This is a genomic window from Microbacterium sp. 22179, from assembly GCF_052045715.1.
In the GTDB taxonomy this organism is placed as follows: Bacteria; Actinomycetota; Actinomycetes; order Actinomycetales; family Microbacteriaceae; genus Microbacterium; species Microbacterium galbinum.
The window spans coordinates 421,870-437,581 of the sequence record NZ_JBQEPJ010000002.1; the positions used below are offsets into that span (position 1 = coordinate 421,870).

Annotated in this window: 17 protein-coding genes; 3 read left to right on the forward strand and 14 right to left on the reverse strand. The window is 71.8% G+C overall.

Annotated elements, in window-relative coordinates:
• The first annotated feature begins 39 nt into the window (after positions 1-39).
• Positions 40-471 carry a hypothetical protein gene (locus ACTJKK_RS07090; protein ID WP_440747470.1) on the forward strand — a complete coding sequence of 144 codons (432 nt, stop codon included), beginning with the start codon at positions 40-42 and terminating at the stop codon, positions 469-471.
• Positions 472-492: 21 nt separating this feature from the next.
• Here ACTJKK_RS07090 and ACTJKK_RS07095 read toward each other — a convergent pair whose 3' ends face one another.
• On the reverse strand, positions 493-1,011 hold the full coding sequence (locus tag ACTJKK_RS07095) for an Lrp/AsnC family transcriptional regulator (protein ID WP_247625146.1): 519 nt from the start codon (positions 1,009-1,011) through the stop codon (positions 493-495).
• Positions 1,012-1,118: 107 nt separating this feature from the next.
• Between ACTJKK_RS07095 and ald the strand changes: the two genes are divergently transcribed.
• Together ald and ACTJKK_RS07105 are read left to right on the forward strand one after the other, a co-directional pair.
• A complete protein-coding gene (ald, locus tag ACTJKK_RS07100; RefSeq protein ID WP_336642237.1) occupies positions 1,119-2,204 on the forward strand; it encodes an alanine dehydrogenase in 1,086 nt (361 codons plus the stop codon).
• Between the two features lie 158 nt (positions 2,205-2,362).
• Positions 2,363-3,565 (forward strand): pyridoxal phosphate-dependent aminotransferase, encoded by a 1,203-nt coding sequence (locus ACTJKK_RS07105; protein WP_440747471.1) that lies wholly within the window; start codon positions 2,363-2,365, stop codon positions 3,563-3,565.
• Positions 3,566-3,592: 27 nt separating this feature from the next.
• On the opposite strand, the gene ACTJKK_RS07110 is transcribed toward ACTJKK_RS07105, so the two are convergent.
• The 13 genes from ACTJKK_RS07110 to ACTJKK_RS07170 are packed head-to-tail and all read right to left on the reverse strand — an operon-like array spanning position 3,593 to position 15,657.
• Positions 3,593-3,994 (reverse strand): VOC family protein, encoded by a 402-nt coding sequence (locus ACTJKK_RS07110; RefSeq protein ID WP_247956738.1) that lies wholly within the window; start codon positions 3,992-3,994, stop codon positions 3,593-3,595.
• A complete protein-coding gene (locus tag ACTJKK_RS07115) occupies positions 3,991-5,379 on the reverse strand; it encodes an AMP-binding protein (protein ID WP_440747472.1) in 1,389 nt (462 codons plus the stop codon). The genes ACTJKK_RS07110 and ACTJKK_RS07115 overlap by 4 nt, the downstream gene beginning before the upstream one ends.
• On the reverse strand, positions 5,372-6,010 hold the full coding sequence (locus ACTJKK_RS07120; RefSeq protein WP_440747473.1) for a phosphohydrolase: 639 nt from the start codon (positions 6,008-6,010) through the stop codon (positions 5,372-5,374). The genes ACTJKK_RS07115 and ACTJKK_RS07120 overlap by 8 nt, the downstream gene beginning before the upstream one ends.
• Positions 6,003-7,847 carry a VWA domain-containing protein gene (locus ACTJKK_RS07125; protein WP_440747474.1) on the reverse strand — a complete coding sequence of 615 codons (1,845 nt, stop codon included), beginning with the start codon at positions 7,845-7,847 and terminating at the stop codon, positions 6,003-6,005. Before ACTJKK_RS07125 ends, ACTJKK_RS07120 begins: the two co-directional genes overlap by 8 nt.
• Positions 7,844-8,536 (reverse strand): potassium transporter Kef, encoded by a 693-nt coding sequence (locus ACTJKK_RS07130; protein ID WP_440747475.1) that lies wholly within the window; start codon positions 8,534-8,536, stop codon positions 7,844-7,846. The genes ACTJKK_RS07125 and ACTJKK_RS07130 overlap by 4 nt, the downstream gene beginning before the upstream one ends.
• Positions 8,533-10,104: an AAA family ATPase gene (locus tag ACTJKK_RS07135; RefSeq protein ID WP_440747476.1), complete on the reverse strand. Its 1,572-nt coding sequence runs from the start codon at positions 10,102-10,104 to the stop codon at positions 8,533-8,535. Before ACTJKK_RS07135 ends, ACTJKK_RS07130 begins: the two co-directional genes overlap by 4 nt.
• 23 nt (positions 10,105-10,127) lie before the next feature.
• Complete coding sequence (locus ACTJKK_RS07140; protein WP_440747477.1) at positions 10,128-11,306, reverse strand: AAA family ATPase; 1,179 nt, start codon at positions 11,304-11,306, stop codon at positions 10,128-10,130.
• A complete protein-coding gene (gene pnuC, locus ACTJKK_RS07145; protein WP_247956744.1) occupies positions 11,303-11,908 on the reverse strand; it encodes a nicotinamide riboside transporter PnuC in 606 nt (201 codons plus the stop codon). The genes ACTJKK_RS07140 and pnuC overlap by 4 nt, the downstream gene beginning before the upstream one ends.
• Before the next feature lie 7 nt (positions 11,909-11,915).
• Complete coding sequence (locus ACTJKK_RS07150; RefSeq protein ID WP_440747550.1) at positions 11,916-13,046, reverse strand: UDP-N-acetylmuramate dehydrogenase; 1,131 nt, start codon at positions 13,044-13,046, stop codon at positions 11,916-11,918.
• 14 nt (positions 13,047-13,060) lie between these two features.
• Positions 13,061-13,459 carry a MaoC/PaaZ C-terminal domain-containing protein gene (locus tag ACTJKK_RS07155; protein ID WP_440747478.1) on the reverse strand — a complete coding sequence of 133 codons (399 nt, stop codon included), beginning with the start codon at positions 13,457-13,459 and terminating at the stop codon, positions 13,061-13,063.
• On the reverse strand, positions 13,459-13,905 hold the full coding sequence (locus ACTJKK_RS07160; protein WP_247634102.1) for an FAS1-like dehydratase domain-containing protein: 447 nt from the start codon (positions 13,903-13,905) through the stop codon (positions 13,459-13,461). The genes ACTJKK_RS07155 and ACTJKK_RS07160 overlap by 1 nt, the downstream gene beginning before the upstream one ends.
• 50 nt (positions 13,906-13,955) lie before the next feature.
• Complete coding sequence (locus ACTJKK_RS07165) at positions 13,956-14,759, reverse strand: sulfite exporter TauE/SafE family protein (protein ID WP_440747479.1); 804 nt, start codon at positions 14,757-14,759, stop codon at positions 13,956-13,958.
• 49 nt (positions 14,760-14,808) lie between these two features.
• A complete protein-coding gene (locus tag ACTJKK_RS07170) occupies positions 14,809-15,657 on the reverse strand; it encodes an ion transporter (RefSeq protein ID WP_440747480.1) in 849 nt (282 codons plus the stop codon).
• Positions 15,658-15,712: the final 55 nt, after the last annotated feature.

The window sequence follows — 15,712 nt, forward strand, 5'->3', positions numbered from 1 at the left end:
ACCGGCCGCGGCATCCGCTCTCGGGCGTAGCCTGAAGACATGACCGAGTTCTGGGGCGACATCGCGAGCGAGTTCCTGCACCTGTACCCGAACGGCGGGCGCCTGCTCGCGGTGGCGGGGGCGGATGCCGAGCGCTCGCGCCGCGCGGCCGACGATCTCGCCGCGGCGCTCACCGCCGCGGGACAGCGCGTCGAGCGGGCGCACTCCCCTGCCGGCGACGAGGACGCGCTGCGCACCGAGGTGATCGCGCCGTTCCGCACCGACCGCAGCGACCGCGTGCTCGTCGTCTCGGGCCCGGCCTCGCTCGTGAGCGCGAGCGCCCGCGGCCTCTGGAACTTCGCGATCTGGCAGCTCGCGGGCGACGAACAGCCGCACACCGCGGCATCCGTCATCGTCGACGTCACCGGCCCGGATGCCCCGACCCGCCGCTTCGCGGACTACTGCGCCCTGCCCAGCGCCTTCGGCGCCTGACGCGAAAGCTCGCGCCCCGGGTCACGTGAACGACGCGGCGACCGAGTTGCGGTGGTAGTCGAACACGATGCTCGTGCGCGTCGAGGCGACGCTGCTCTGGGCCGAGAGGTGCTCGAGCACGAACTCGCGCATCTCCGAGGAGTCCGCCACCGCGATGTGCAGCAGGAAGTCGTCGTCACCGCCCAGGAAGAACACCTGGATCACCTGCGGCAGCGCGCGCACCCGGTCGGCGAACTCGACGATGCTCTCGCGGCGGGCGCTCGGGCGCAGGCTCACGCCGATGATGGCCTGGAGGCCGGCGCCCAGCATCCGCTCGTCCACGCTCGCGTGGAACCCCGTGATCACGCCGCGCTCGATCAGCGAGCGCAACCGCGCGTGCGCCGTCGACGGGGCGACGCCGAGCGTGCCGGCGAGCTCGGCGTTGGTCATGCGGCCGTCCTCCGCGAGCAGCGCGACGATGCGCTGGTCGACCGGGTCGAGCGCGGGAGCCCGAAGAGTGTTCGGTCGATCCGGGGTCGTAGAGGTCTCCATGCGAATCATTATTCAGGATTCGGACGACTCGCGAATGATCTTCGCGGAATCTGTTGTCCTGCCGATGTTTCTGCGATCCTGTTCTGCAATAACCGCCCCTGAGCAGTGGAGTATCGATGAAGATCGGCGTGCCGACCGAGGTCAAGAACAACGAGAACCGCGTCGCGCTCACCCCCGCGGGCGCGGACCGTCTCGTCCACGAGGGACACCGCGTGCTCGTGCAGTCCGGCGCCGGACTCGGGTCGCGCATCGATGACGACGCCTACCGCGCCGTCGGCGCCGAGATCGTGGACACCGCCGCCGAGGCCTGGGGCGGGGCCGACCTCCTCCTGAAGGTCAAGGAGCCGATCGCGCAGGAGTACGGTTTCCTGCGCCCCGACCTCACCCTCTTCACGTACCTGCACCTCGCGGCCGACCGCCCGCTGACCGAGGCGCTCGTCGCCGCCGGCACCACCGCCGTCGCCTACGAGACCGTGCAGCTGCCCGACCGCAGCCTGCCGCTGCTGGTGCCGATGAGTGAGATCGCCGGCCGCCTGTCGGTGACGATGGGCTCGTACTCCCTGCTGCGCTCGAACGGTGGCCGCGGACTTCTGCTGGGCGGCATCGCGGGCACTCCGCGCGCCAAGACCGTCGTGATCGGCGGCGGCGTCGCGGGCGAGCACGCCGCAGCGAACGCCTTGGGCCTGGGCTCGCAGGTCACGGTCTTCGACATCTCGCTGCCGCGCCTGCGCGACCTCGAGCACCGCTACGGCGGCGCGCTCCAGACCCGCGCGTCCAGCCGCTACGACATCGCCGAGGAGCTCGCGACCGCCGACCTCGTGATCGGTTCGGTGCTCATCCCGGGCGCGGCCGCTCCCAAGCTCGTCACCGACGACATGGTGGCCGGCATGAAGGCCGGCTCGGTGCTCGTCGACATCGCGATCGACCAGGGCGGGTGCTTCGAGGGTTCGCGCCCCACGACCCACGACGACCCCACCTTCGCGGTGCACGACTCGATCTACTACTGCGTCGCCAACATGCCCGGCGCCGTTCCGGAGACCGCGACCCGCGCGCTCACGAACGCGACCCTCCCCTATGTCTCGGCGATCGCCGGGAAGGGCTGGGCGCAGGCATCCGCCGACGACGCGTCGCTCGCGAAGGGCCTGAACGTGCAGGGCGGGCGCATCACCCTCGACGCGGTCGCCCGCGCGCACGGCCTCTGAGCCCCCTCCACTCTCGTGAGGGGTCACGACACGCCCTCCGCGCACGCCTCGACGGGGCGTGTTACGACCTCTCACCGGGTTCCCCCGTGTCAAGAACCCACGATCTTGCTCGCGTCGCGGCCCGCACAACGCCCGCGCCCCCGAGTACGCTCGTAATCGTGACCGAACGCTCTCCTCTCTCCCGCAAACTGTCCGCGATCGCCGAGTCCGCGACCCTCAAGGTCGATGCGAAGGCCAAGGCGCTGAAGGCGGAGGGCAAGCCCGTCATCTCGTATGCCGCCGGCGAGCCCGACTTCGCGACGCCGCAGTTCATCGTGGATGCCGCGGCCGAGGCCCTGGCCGACCCCGCGAGCTACCGCTACACGCCCGCCGCCGGCCTCCCTGCGCTGCGCGAGGCGATCGCCGCGAAGACGCTGCGCGACTCGGGTCTCGAGGTCTCGCCGAGCCAGGTGCTCGTGACCAACGGCGGCAAGCAGTCGGTCTACCAGGCGTTCCAGACCGTGGTGAACCCCGGCGACGAAGTGCTGCTGCCGGCACCGTACTGGACCACCTACCCCGAGGCGATCCGTCTCGCCGACGGCACGCCCGTCGAGGTGTTCGCGGGAGCCGACCAGGACTACAAGGTCACGGTCGCGCAGCTCGAGGCCGCCCGCACCCCGCGCACGACCGCGCTCGTCTTCGTGTCGCCGTCGAACCCCACCGGGTCGGTGTACACCGCCGAGGAGACGAAGGCGATCGGCGAGTGGGCCCTCGAGCACGGCATCTGGGTGATCAGCGACGAGATCTACCAGAACCTCACGTACGAGGGAACCGCGGCGGTCTCGATCGTCGAGGCGGTCCCCGAGGTCGCCGGCCAGACGATCCTCGTCAACGGCGTCGCGAAGACCTACGCCATGACGGGCTGGCGCGTGGGCTGGATGGTCGGCCCGGCCGACGCGATCAAGGTCGCCGGCAACCTGCAGTCGCACCTGACGAGCAACGTCAACAACGTCGCCCAGAAGGCCGCGATCGCCGCACTCAACGGACCGCAGACCGAGGCCGAGCAGATGCGCGAAGCGTTCGACCGTCGTCGCCGGCTCATCGTCTCGGAGCTCTCGAAGATCGAGGGCGTCGTCGTGCCGAACCCCCTCGGCGCCTTCTACGTGTACCCCGATGTGCAGGGGCTCCTCGGCCGCACCTGGGGCGGCGTCACGCCGACCACGTCGCTCGAGCTCGCCGACCTCATCCTCGAGCAGGCCGAGGTCGCGGTCGTCCCGGGCGAGGCCTTCGGCCCGAGCGGCTACCTGCGCCTGTCGTACGCGCTCGGCGACGACGCGCTGCTCGAAGGCATCCAGCGCCTGCAGCGCCTGTTCGCCTCCTGAGGCATCCGGGTGTCACCCGGAGGAGCCTCACTCCTCCGGGTGGTACCCGATCAACCAGCGGATGCCGTAGCGATCCACGAGCGACCCGTCGACGTCGCCCCACGGGCGGGTGGTCAAGGGCGAGATGACCCGACCTTCTGCGGCGAGCGCGTCGAACCAGCGCGTGAGGGTGTCGGCATCCGCCGTTCCCAGCAGCGAGAAGAACATCCCGCCCATCTGCACCGCGTCGTCGTCGGCTCCGGCGTCCGCCCCGGCGAGCTCGACGACTCCGCGCAGCATGCCGTGCCCGATCGCGTCGGCGGGACCGTCGTGGCGACCGAGCTCGGCGTAGTCGAAGAGCTGCAGCTCGCCACCGAAGATGCCCTGGTAGTGAGCGAAGGCCTCCGCGGCGTTGCCGGGGAAGAGGAGGTAGGGGATGAGTCCGCTCATCCCGCGAGTGTACTGCGGTAGCGTCGCGGCTTGCCCTCGCCGAGGTCGATCACCCGCGCCACGGCGGTGACCTCGACCGGCACCGCCAGCAGCGCGGCGAGCGCCGCCTCGATCGCCGCGGCGTCTCCCCCGGCGATCGACGCGTGCACGACCCCGTCGTCGCCCTGCACGACAGACCACCCCTCGGCGCCGTGCGCCTGCAGGTGCTGGGTGAGGTCGACGCTGGCGACGAGCGACCCGTCGCCCGCGCGGAAGCGGGTGTTCTCCCGCCCCTCGAGGTCGGCGATCCCCACCGCGCCGTCGGGCAGCCGCACGAGCCGCCCGTAGTCGCCGGTGCGGTAGCGCACGAGGGGCAGCAGCGGATTCTCCCCCGCGGTCACCGTGATCTCGCCGACCTCTCCGTCGGGCACCGCGATGTCGCGCCGCGGATCGAGCACCTCGACGAGCACGCGCCGATCGAGCACCCGGAACGGGCCGTCGTCGGCGCGCGCGGCGATCGGCCGGGTCTCGTGCAGCCCGTAGACGTCGATCACGGGGCAGCCGAACGCGTGCTCGAGCCGCGCGCGCAGCGGGGCCGAGAGCGCCATCGCCCCCGAGAAGATCACCGACGGATGCAGCACCCCGTCGAGTCCCGCATCGACGAGCTCGGCGAGGCTGGTCGGGTGCCCGCTGAGGATCTGCGGGTCGGCGTCGGCGAGGAACCGTCGTCGGGCGTCGGCATCCGGCCACGCCGACACGTGCAGGTTGAGGCGGGCCATCGCGCGGTGGGCGAAGCTGCTGATCACCGAGACGTAGGTGAACGCCTGGCGTTGGAAGACGAGGTTCGCGACCGCCATCCGCTCACCGTCATCGGTGACGGTCGCGCCCTGCTGCGCGGCCAGCGCGCGTAACAGGTGGAACCCGCGTGCGACCTCCTCGACGTCGTCGGGGATCAGCAGGGCGGCACCGGTCGACCCCGAGCTCGTACCGTGCAGCATCCGTCCGAGGTCGGCGTCGAGCGGCACGTGCGCACCGAGGTCGGCGACGAGGTCGCTGCGGCGGGTGGTCGGGTAGTCGGCGAGCGCGGCATCCGCGGGCATCGCCCGATGCCTCAGCGTGCGGCGCACCGCGGCCAGGTGATCGGCGAGCCATCCGTCCGTCGGGAGCGGATGCCGTACCCGCTCGACCTGCGCGGCGCTCAGCCGGTCACCGGTCGCGTGCGTCCACTGCGGGGCGTCGGGATGCCGTCGCCACCGGGTGAGGCGAGCGGCCCCCGCATCGTCGAGGGTCGGCCAGCGCTCGGTATCCGTGAGCACCGCTGCCGCCCCGGGTGCGTACTCGGCGAGTGCGAGCGGATCGATGGCGTCGGGGTCGTCGGGAACGCCGACCCGCTCGGCGTCACTCACTGGAGTACCGGGCCGCCGCCTCCTTGCGACGCGCCTCCTGCAGCTTGCGGGCGATCTCGGCGCGATGCCGGTGCCCCTCGTAGGCGTCCGCGAGCGCCTTGTCGCGGGCGAGGGAATCGACCGCGGCGAGCAGCGACGAGGCGGTCTGCGCGTCTTCGCCCTCCGGCAGGTATCCGCGCCAGAGCAGGAACGTGCGCGCCGCTTCGATGCGCCGCTCGTCGTCGGAGATCCAGCTCAGCGGGTCGGACACGGGGGCGAGCCGCAGTGCGAGCGCGTCGACCGCGAGGGCAGCAGCACCCCCTCCCACCGGGGAGGAGAACGGGGCGACGAGCTCCTCACTCGCGATGATCCAGAGCGCGATCGCCGCTCCCCGGCGCACGCGCTCATCGCCGGCGAAACGCACGCAGGCCGGCGCCATCCCGAGCACGTCACCCGCGAGCGCGCGCACGGAGACGCGGTCGTCGAGGAACATCTGCGGCACCGCCGAGAGCCGGGCGGCGATCGCATCGAGTGCGGGGCCCGGGCGGGCGCGCGTCCACGCCTCCTGCTCCCCGCCGGACCGCTCGCTCCAGGCCGCGAGCAGCTCTCCCGTCGACGCCTGCTCGTTCTCCGCCCGCTCCGCCTCAGCCATGCAGTCGCTCCGCGAGGGCGGCGCAGGCCGCCGGGGCATCGTCCATGCTCGACAGGTACACCACGTCGTACCCGTCGCGCCGGGCGAGGTCGGAGACGCGGTGGAGTCGGTCCATGAGCACGAGCGTACCCGTGGTGAGCTTCTCCCTCACCGCCCGGGCGACGCCCGCGAAGGGTTCGTTCCCGACGCCGAACATCGACACGAGCCCGTCGTCGGAGAGCACCACGACATGGCGCTGCACCTCCTCGGTCGCGCGCGGGAGAGCCGCGTAGCGGGAGCCGTACAGATCGAGCGGGAACGAAGTGCCGCCGCCGAAGAACACGCAGAGGGCGCTGACGATCTCGGCGGGGTCGCGGCTGGCGCGCTCCATGCCCGCGACCTGCCCGGCGGCGGAGAAACTGGTCACGCGCACGCGCCCGCCGCCGCGGAGCACCGACAGCGCGAGGATCGTGCCGGCCAGCACGGCCGGAGACCCGGCGCGGGGGTTGCGCATCGACCCGGACGAGTCGATGTAGAGGTCGATCTCGATGCTCGTCTCGCGCACGACCGGGTCGTCGTCCAGTTCCGAGCGGCGCCGCGTGGTCACCCCGGGAATGACCCGACCGCCGCGCAGGGTGGCGGCCCAGTCGATGTCGCCGATCGCGTCTCCGGTCTCCCACAGTTCGAGCGGCCCGGGGAGCCCTCCGGCGGGCTGCGCCGGCGCGCGCCGCGTGTAGGGGCGCACCCGACTCGCCGCCTCGGTGCGGTACCAGGCCGCGAGCACCTCGGCCTGATCGAGGTCGGAGTAGAGCCCCAGCGTGCGGGCGACGTCGAGGCGCTGTCCGGGCTGCGACGACGCGTCGTCGTCCGGCTCCACCGCCTCCGCCGCCCCCGGATGCGCCGGGAGGTCGCCGCGCAGACGCTGATCCGCGAGGATGCGACCGAGTTCCTCGGCGCTCGGGCCCTTCTCGTCGGCCGCGCAGCCGACCCCGCCGACGGTGGGCACCTCGCGCGCGGCATCCTGCCGTTCGGCGATGTAGGGCGCCGCGATCACCCCGAACCGCACCGCACCCGACACCGGGTCGGCGCCGAACGTGCGCACCGCATCGGCGACCAGCGCGGCATCGACGACGGGATTCGTCGTGCGCGCGCCGGCGAGCTCGGCGGCGATGCGCGCGCTCTCGGCCTTGCGCTCGCGCAGGATGCGCTCCTTCTCACGGTGCCTCTCGGCGATCGTGTCGAGCGGCGGCAGCTGTTCGTGCGCGACGGCGGGCGGCGGGGCGGGCGGGGCGTCGATCGCGCAGAGCGTGCCGGCCGGCAGCCGCCACAGGATCTCGTAGGCGCGGCAGTACACCCACCACAGTCGATCGGCGCTGCCCGCGGGTGCGGGGTACAGCACTCGACCGAGACGGATGATCCCCGGCTCACCCGCGGCATCCGCCTCGGCCCGCTGCAACTGCGCGAGCCGGGTGTTGACGAGCAGATCGTTCCAGAGGTTGGCGAGCAGGCCGATATCGGATGCCGCGGGTGCGCGCGACGAGACCGCGGCGAGCGCGCGTGCCATCTGATGCCGCACCTTCAGCCCGTCGATCCGGGTGCTCGGGGCGAGCACGTGGTGTCCGACCTCGTGCGCCAGCATGCTCCAGAGCTCGTCGGCGAGGCCGCGGCCGGCGAGGTAGTCGGGGTCGATCGAGACGGACGGTGGGAAGGTGAACCAGGCGGGCGCCCCGGCGTTCGCGTGCGCACCGGGCAGCACGATCGGGTCGTTCAGTCGTACACCCCACAGCGTGAGCGCGCGCTCCCAGGCCGCGCGCACGGTCTCGTCGACCGCTGCGCGGGGAACCTTTCCCGTCCTCACGCGGCGTCTCGCACGTGCACCCAGGCGAGGTGGGTGTCGGGCCCGATGACGACGCTCACGCCGTCGTCCGCGGGTGCGGAGGCCGCGGGGTCGGAGGCCGCAGCTTCGGGCTCGACGGATGCCGTGAGCCGGGCGCACCACACGTCGGCGTCGAGACGCCACCACTCCCCCGCGACGAGGATCGCGAACGCTCCGGCGTCCGCGAGGCGCACGACCCGGTCCGGCGGCCGGATCCACGCGCCGCCGACGCCGCGGAACCCGCCGGTCGCGAGTACGTAACCGCGCTCGTCCGCACGCCCGGGCCACCAGAACCGGTCGGTGCGCTGCCGGCGCAGGAACGCTTCGAGCAGGTCGATGCCGATCCCGAGGGTCGCGGCGGCCGCCCGCCGCTCGTCCGCCGGCTCGATGCGTTCGAGCCGGGTCAGGGCGTCGTCGCGCAGAGCCAGGGCGCCGGACCGCCACGCCGCGATCGCGACGAGGTCGAGGGCGCGCTCGCGATCGCTCGCGGCATCGGCATCCTCCGCGAGTCCCGCGGCGAGCGCTCGGACGAACAGCCCCACCTCGCCGTGCGCGCGGCGCACGCCCTCGATCGCGGCGGCGATGTCGAGTCCCCCGGCCGTCAAGTCGGGCGGCGAGGCGGGCGGGAAGGAGTCCCGCGCATTCGCGAGCTGCAGCGGGCGGCGGATCACCCGCGGGTCTCCTGCCAGCGGGCGAACGCGGTGTAGCGCTGGTGCAGGTACTTGAGCGCGATCACGTCGTCGAAGTCGCGGCCGTAGAGCTTGCCGACGCCGGCGATGCGGCGCAGCTGCGCCTCGATCGCGGTGATCCGGCGCGAGACGTCGAGGGCCGACACACCGTCGAGTCCTCGGTCGAGTTCGCCGAGGAGCGCGGCCACCGGGTCGTCGGCATCGCGGCCGAGCATGTCGTACTGGCGGCACGACTGCACGAACAGGTCGTTCAGCCAGCTCACGGTGTCGGTGGCGAGTTCGCGCTCGGCCCCCACGTCGAAGCGCGGGTGGGTGTCGTTGGGCAGCAGTTTTCCCCGCAGCACGAAGGGCAGGATCGCGGCGATGTCGGCGAGCTCGACGGCATCCGCTCCTCGGAACCAGGCCATCGCCTTCGCGTACAGGATGAGCGTCTGCAGTGCGCGCACCGAGAGGCCGTTGCGCGTCTGGGCGCCGAGGTCGACCTCGAGGTCGGCGCCGCTGTTCGCCTCGATGACCTCGCCGACGCTGCCGCCCGCGGTCGTCACGACGTCTTTCGTGCGGTACTCGAAACGGCGTCCGCCGTGCTGCACGAACTCGAAGTGGCTGAGGAAGAACCGCAGGCGGTGGCGCACGCCGTCGGGGATCGGCACGGCGCGGATCAGGGCGCGCATCCGCTCCTGTTCGGCCGCATCGAAGCGCAGTTCCGTCGGCACGTGCTCCTCGGGCTTCTCCCCCGCCTCGACCCGCGTGATGAGCTCGTCGAGGAAGCGGCTGTTGAAGCCGGCGGCCTGCACCGTGACGTCCATGCGATCGCGGAGCGCCTGGATCACCGGGAACGTTCCACCGCCCGCATCGTCGTTCGCGGTGAAGAACCAGCTCTCGACGCCGCCGTGCGGTGCGGTGCGTCGCATCTGGTCGTGGCTCTCGACGTACCCCTCGGCGACCATCGTCAGCAGCGCCGACTGCGTCTTGGTGGGGATGCGGTTGTACTCGTCGATGATCTTCACCGGGAGGCCGAGCCAGTCGCGCCACGCGATGCGGATGTCGCTGAGCTTCTCGGCCTCGACGAGGTCGCGCGGCAGCGGGATGCCCACGAGGTCGCTCACCGTGAGCTGCGGCTGCCCCTGCTGCACGGCCCGCCGCACCTCGTCGGCGCCGGTGCCGGCGAGCACGCCCATGAGCACGGCGACCGTCGTCTTGCCGCGCCCCGGCCCGCCGATCAGGAGGCACTTGCCGCCGACCGCGAACGTGAGCAGTGGCAGCAGCACGTTCGACGAGAAGGATGCCTGAGTGGGCAACGAGACCTTGGCATCGGCGTCGCCGAGCGCGATCGAGAGCGGATCGCCGTGCGAGAACTCGATGTCGTAGTACGGGGAGATGACGGCCCGATTGACCATCCAGTAGTAGGCCTGGCGCAGCTTCTCGTCGAGGGGCACCGCGGTCGCCGCCGCTGCCGGGCGGAAGAGCTCCTCGGCGGTCATCTGCCCGACGCCGTGATCGGCTCCCGGGTTGGTGGGCGATGCGGACACGCGGCTCCAGCGATCGGACATGCGATCATCCTACGGGCGGCGGCTCAGGGCCTCCCGTCGCCCTCTCCGGTCCGACCGTCCGCCCCGTGCGCGTCCGCGCGGTTCGTTTCCGACTCGTGGGCAGCCGCGCCGTGCGCAGCCGCCCCGTGCGCTGCCGCGCGCTGCAGGGCGCGCTGCTCGTCCATCGGGCGCGCCTCGAGCGGGATCGCGAAGCTGAGGTGCGCGGCCAGCAGCGGTTCGAGAGCGGATGCCGCGGCCTGCACGCGCGCCGGCACGTCGCCGCGCACCTCGAGCCAGGGCACCGGCTGCGCGGCGAGGACATCGCGGAAGCGCTGCTGCATGTCGTGGCGGATGTGCTCGCCGTCGCGCATGCCGTCCTGTTCGAACGGGATCTCGTCGCCCGTGAGCACGTAGAGGAGGGGGCGGTGGCCGTCGGCGGCGCGGTGCAGGCGCTCGGCGACCGTGCCGACGTAGCGCTCGTGCCAGAGCGCGGTCGCGAGCACATCGGTGTCGCACACCAGCACCGGGCGCGGCACACGGCGCAGCGCCCGCTCCTCGAGGGCGATCTGCCGGTCGACGATGAGGTCGAACTCGTCGCTGCGCCAGGGCGCCTCGAGCCCGCCCTCGCGCACCTCGGAGTGCTCCCGCCCGTACTCGGGAACCCACAGCGTGCCGAGGTGCGCGGCCAGCGCCTCGGCGAGCGTCGTCGACCCGGTCGACTCGGCGCCGAGAACGACGACCCGGGGAGTGAGCGACGCCCGCACGGCCGGCGCGAGCTCGTGCCAGAGCGCCGCGGGGTCGGCGCGGATCGCCGTGCCCGACACCGGGTTGATCCGTCGACCCTCGTCGATGCGTACCCAGTGGGCCCCGAGGCGCTGCGCGAGTTCTCCGCCGTACGCGTCGCACGAGTAGACGGTGTCGACGGGGCCGTCGAGCAGCGACTCGATCACGGCGAGGTGCTCGCGCCACGCGGCATCCGATCCGAAGTCCACCGGGGCGTCGTCCATCGCCGCCACGACCCGGGCGCCGGGGTGCGATTCACGGATCCAGTCGGCGCGCGTCTCGAGCGGGATCGATTCGACGGATGCTCCGAGCACCTGCACGGTGACGCGCTCGCTGCGCCGTTCGGCCTCGCGGATGAGGTGCGAATGCCCGCTGTGGAACGGATAGAACTTGCCGATCACGAGCCCGTGACCCTCACGGCGCGGTGCCGTGGCCGTCACGCGGGCGCCTCGACGCGTTCGCGCTCCCGCTCGTCGGCCGCCACTCGGCGCCACGAGGTGAAGCCGAACACGCACAGGCCGATGAAGAGCAGGTACAGCGCCGCGATGACCCACAGCCCGGTGACGATCGAGATGCCGATGATCACGACGTCGACACCGATCCAGACGAACCAGTTCTGGATCCACTTGCGGTTGAGCATGTACTGCGCGACGAGGCTCGCCGAGGTGGTGAGCGCATCCGCGACCGCGACCTCCGAGTCGGTGAACGACGTGAGCACCCACACCAGCACAGCGGCACCGGCGATCCCGGCGAGCACCAGCCACGGCACCGCCCGGCGCGGAGTGCTCGCGATGTAGGTGCGACTCTGTTCCTCACCCCGCGTCCACCGCCACCAGCCGTGCACGCCCATCACGAGGTAGACCGCCTGCAGGCCGGCGGCGGCGTAGACGCCCGCGCCGAGGAAGACGACGAAGAGCACGACGTTGTTGGCGATGCCGATCGGATACGTCCACACGTTGCGGAGCCCCGCCAGGAGCACGCAGACCGCGCCGGTCACGAAACCGAGCACCTGCTGCCACTCGGCGATCAGCCAGTCGAGCACGACGGGCCTAGAGCTCGACGCCGACGAGAACCGGCTCGGGCTGCAGCACGAGCCCGAACTCGCTGTGCACCCGGCTCTGGATGAAGCGCGCGAGCTCGGCGACCTCCGCGGCGGTCGCGCCGCCCCGGTTCGTGAGGGCGAGCGCGTGCTTGGTCGACACCGAGGCGCGCGAACGCGGCAGCTTGAAACCCTTGCGGATGCCGGCCTGCTCGATGAGCCACGCGGCGCTGACCTTGACGTCGGCCGCTTCACGCGCCGGTGCCGGGATCAGACCTCCGTAGGACGCGAGCGGGATGACGGTGACGGTGTCGAGATCCGGCGAGACCGGCCAGCGCGGACACTCCGGCGGGAGGGCGCGGGCGACGGACTCCGTGACGATCGCGTTCTGGAAGAACGACCCGACGCCGTGCGTGTCGGGATCGACCTGGTCCCACAACATCCCCTTCGAGGCGCGCGTGGCGAGGATGCGCTCGCGCACCCACGACAACGGCACGGGGGCGTCGTCGCCGAGGGTCAGCGCCCGGCGCAGCTGCTCACCGCGCACGATGCGCTCCCGCGCGACCAGCAGATCGACCGTGATCGACAGGATCACGGCACGCCGCTCGGGCTCGCTGCCGTAGTGGTGCTTGAGCACCGAGGTGCGGAACCCGAGGCCCAGCTCGGAGGCGGGGACCGTCGAGATCTCACCGGTCGCCGCGTCGATCAGCTCGACCTCGACCAGGGTCTCCTGGATCTCCTGCCCGTACGCACCGATGTTCTGCACGGGAGCGGCCCCGACGGTGCCGGGGATGCCGCTCATCGCCTCGAGCCCGGCGTAGCCGTGTTCGACCGCGTACGCGACGAGTTCGTCCCACCCGTGGCCCGCCTGGGCGCGCAGCCGGATGCGGCCCTCGTGGGGCGAGGGCAGCTCGTCGATGCCGCGGGTGAGCACCCGGATGACGGTGCCCTCGAACTGCTCGTCGCCGACGAAGAGGTTCGAGCCTCCGCCGAGCACGAACCACTCGTCGCCGCGCGACCACGTCTCGCGGAGCGCGCTGACGAGCCCCTCGGCGGTCGTGGCGTCGAGCATCCGCTCGGGCGCACCGCCCGTGGCGATGGTGGTGAGCGCGGAAAGCGGGATCGGCGTGATCTCGTGCACCTCGGCGTCGCCCATCAGACCGCGATGCGCAGCTGCGCCTTGACGAGCACGGTGGCCTCGCCGAAGGTGACCTTGAGGTCGACGCGCGCGGCCGTCTCGTCGACGGCGCCGATCGTGGCCAGCACGTGCACGTCGGCACCGTGCTCGGGGTCGACGACGACGGGCTTCGTGAAGCGCACGCCGTAGTCGAGGATGCGGGTCTGCGGGTCGAGAGCCGCGACGACCACCGAGGAGGCGATCCCCATCGTGAGCATGCCGTGCGCGAGCACGCCGGGCAGCCCGACGGAGACGGCGACGTCGTCGCGGTAGTGGATGGGGTTGAAGTCACCGGAGGCCCCGGCGTAACGGACGAGCGACTCGCGCGTCAGGTGCACGGTACGCTCGGCGATCACGTCTCCGATCGAGTACGCCATCACTCCCCCTCTCCGACCAGCAGCACGCTGGTCGCGGTCACGACATGGGCACCTGCGGCATCCGTGATCTCGGCCTCGCTCGTGATGAGCGCGTTGCCGGCCATCATGCGGATGCCGGTGACCCGCAGTTGCGCGCTGAGCTCGTCACCCGCGACGATCGGCCGCGTGTACGCGAAGCGCTGCTCGGCGTGGATCGTGCGCGCCAGCACGATGCCCGAATCCTCGGCGCCCAGGAGCTGCTGGAGCGTGAGGTCCTGGATGACCATCGGGAACGTCGGGGGCGCGACCACGTCCGCGAAGCCGGCCGCGCGGGCCGCCTCGACGTCGGTGTGCTGCGGAGCATCGGCGAAGACGGCGCGGGCGAACTCGCGCACCTTCTCACGACCGACGAGGTACGGGGGCGTCGGCGGGAACTCCCGGCCGACCAGTTCTGGGTTCACTGGCACCCCTCGATCCTATCGAGGGTCGCCGACAGCCGCCCCGCCCGCCGGTGCGGTCAGTCCTTCTTCTCGCGGCCCCGGATCGCCTTGAGCGCCATCTGCACCGCGATCACGACGAGATATGCCGCGAAGAGGATGTTGCCGGTGCCGGGATCGATCAGCGTCGCGAGCCAGGCGCCGAGCGCGGTCGTGGTGCAGGCGGCGACGCCGATGAGCGCGGCGGCGAGCAGATCGACGTTGCGGTTGCGGAGGTTGCCGAACGTGCCGGAGACCGCGGTGGGGATCATCATGAGGAGCGACGTGCCCTTGGCGACGAGGTCGCTCGTGCCGAAGGCGAGCATGAGCACCGGAACGACGATCACACCCCCGCCCACGCCGATGAGGCCCGCGAGCACACCGGTGCCCACGCCGACGACGACGAGCGCGATGCCCGAGATCCAGGTGAGGTCGAAGGGCGCGTCCCGCGAGGGGATCACGAGGAAGAGGCTCACGATCACGACGAGGAGGAAGCCCACGAAGCCCCAGCGCAGGGCGGTCTGCGAGATGCGCGGCAGCAGGCGGGTGCCGATCTGGGCGCCGACGACAGCGCCCGCGGCGAGGATCAGGGCGGGGATCCATGCGACGGACCCCGAGGCGGCGTACGAGATCACACCGACGGCCGCGGTGGGGACGATCGCCGCGAGCGAGGTACCGGCCGCGAGGCGCTGATCGAAGTGCAGGAACAGCACCAGCAGCGGGACGATCACCGTGCCGCCGCCGACCCCGAAGAGTCCGGAGAGGAGGCCGGCGAGCAGGCCGATCCCGATGAACGTCGTATAGGCCCGCGGTCCGCGGAACGGTCTCGTGGCCGCGTCGTTCACGTCTCTCCTTCTCACGCGGCCCCGGGACGTGGCCGCACCGTCCGCCAGCCTACTCCCGCGCGGGGCGTGCGCCGGACTCGAGGCTCTGCGTCAGCTGCGCGACCTGCGCGCGCAGCTCGCGCAGCTCGGCGAGCACCGCGGCCTCGCCGTGACCGCCGACGGTCACCTCGTGGACGGGGGCCTCGCCGTTGCGGACGCGGTCCTCGTCGAGGCCCTGCATCGCGTCGACGATCACCGCGATGAACAGGTTGAGGACCGTGAGCGCGCTGATCAGCACGAAGGGCACGAAGAACGCCGGCGCCCAGGGGATCTCGGCGCTCACCGTCCGCGCGATCGCACTCCAGGAGTCGAGCGTCATGATCTGGAAGAGCGAGAAGAGCGACGCGCCCATGTCACCGAAGTACTCGGGGAAGCGCGCCCCGAACAGCATCGTCGACATCACCGCACCGACGTAGAACACGATCACCAGCAGCGCCGCGATGGAGACGATGCCGGGCACCGCGCGCACGAGCGCGTCGACGACACGACGCAGCGAAGGGATCACCGAGATCAGACGCAGCACCCGCAGCACCCGCAGCGCCCGCAGCACCGCGAAGCCGTCGGCGCCCGGGATCAGGGCCACGCCGATCACCAGGAAGTCGAACACGTTCCACGCGTTGCGGAAGAACCCCAGGCGTTCGGCGTACAGCTTGAGCGCGATCTCGATCAGGAAGATGCCGAGACAGACCTTGTCGAGCACGTGCAGCAGCCCGCCGAACGACTCCGTCACCGCCAGGGAGGTCTCCAACCCGAGGATCACGGCGTTGACGAGGATCACGACGATGATGAAGGTCTGCACCGGCGACGAGAGCACGAAGCGTCCCACCGCCGCTCGCGAGTGCCAGGCATTCGTTCGCATGACGGCATCCTTTCATGCCGTCCGCCGTACACGCGAAGAAGCCCGCCACCTCAGA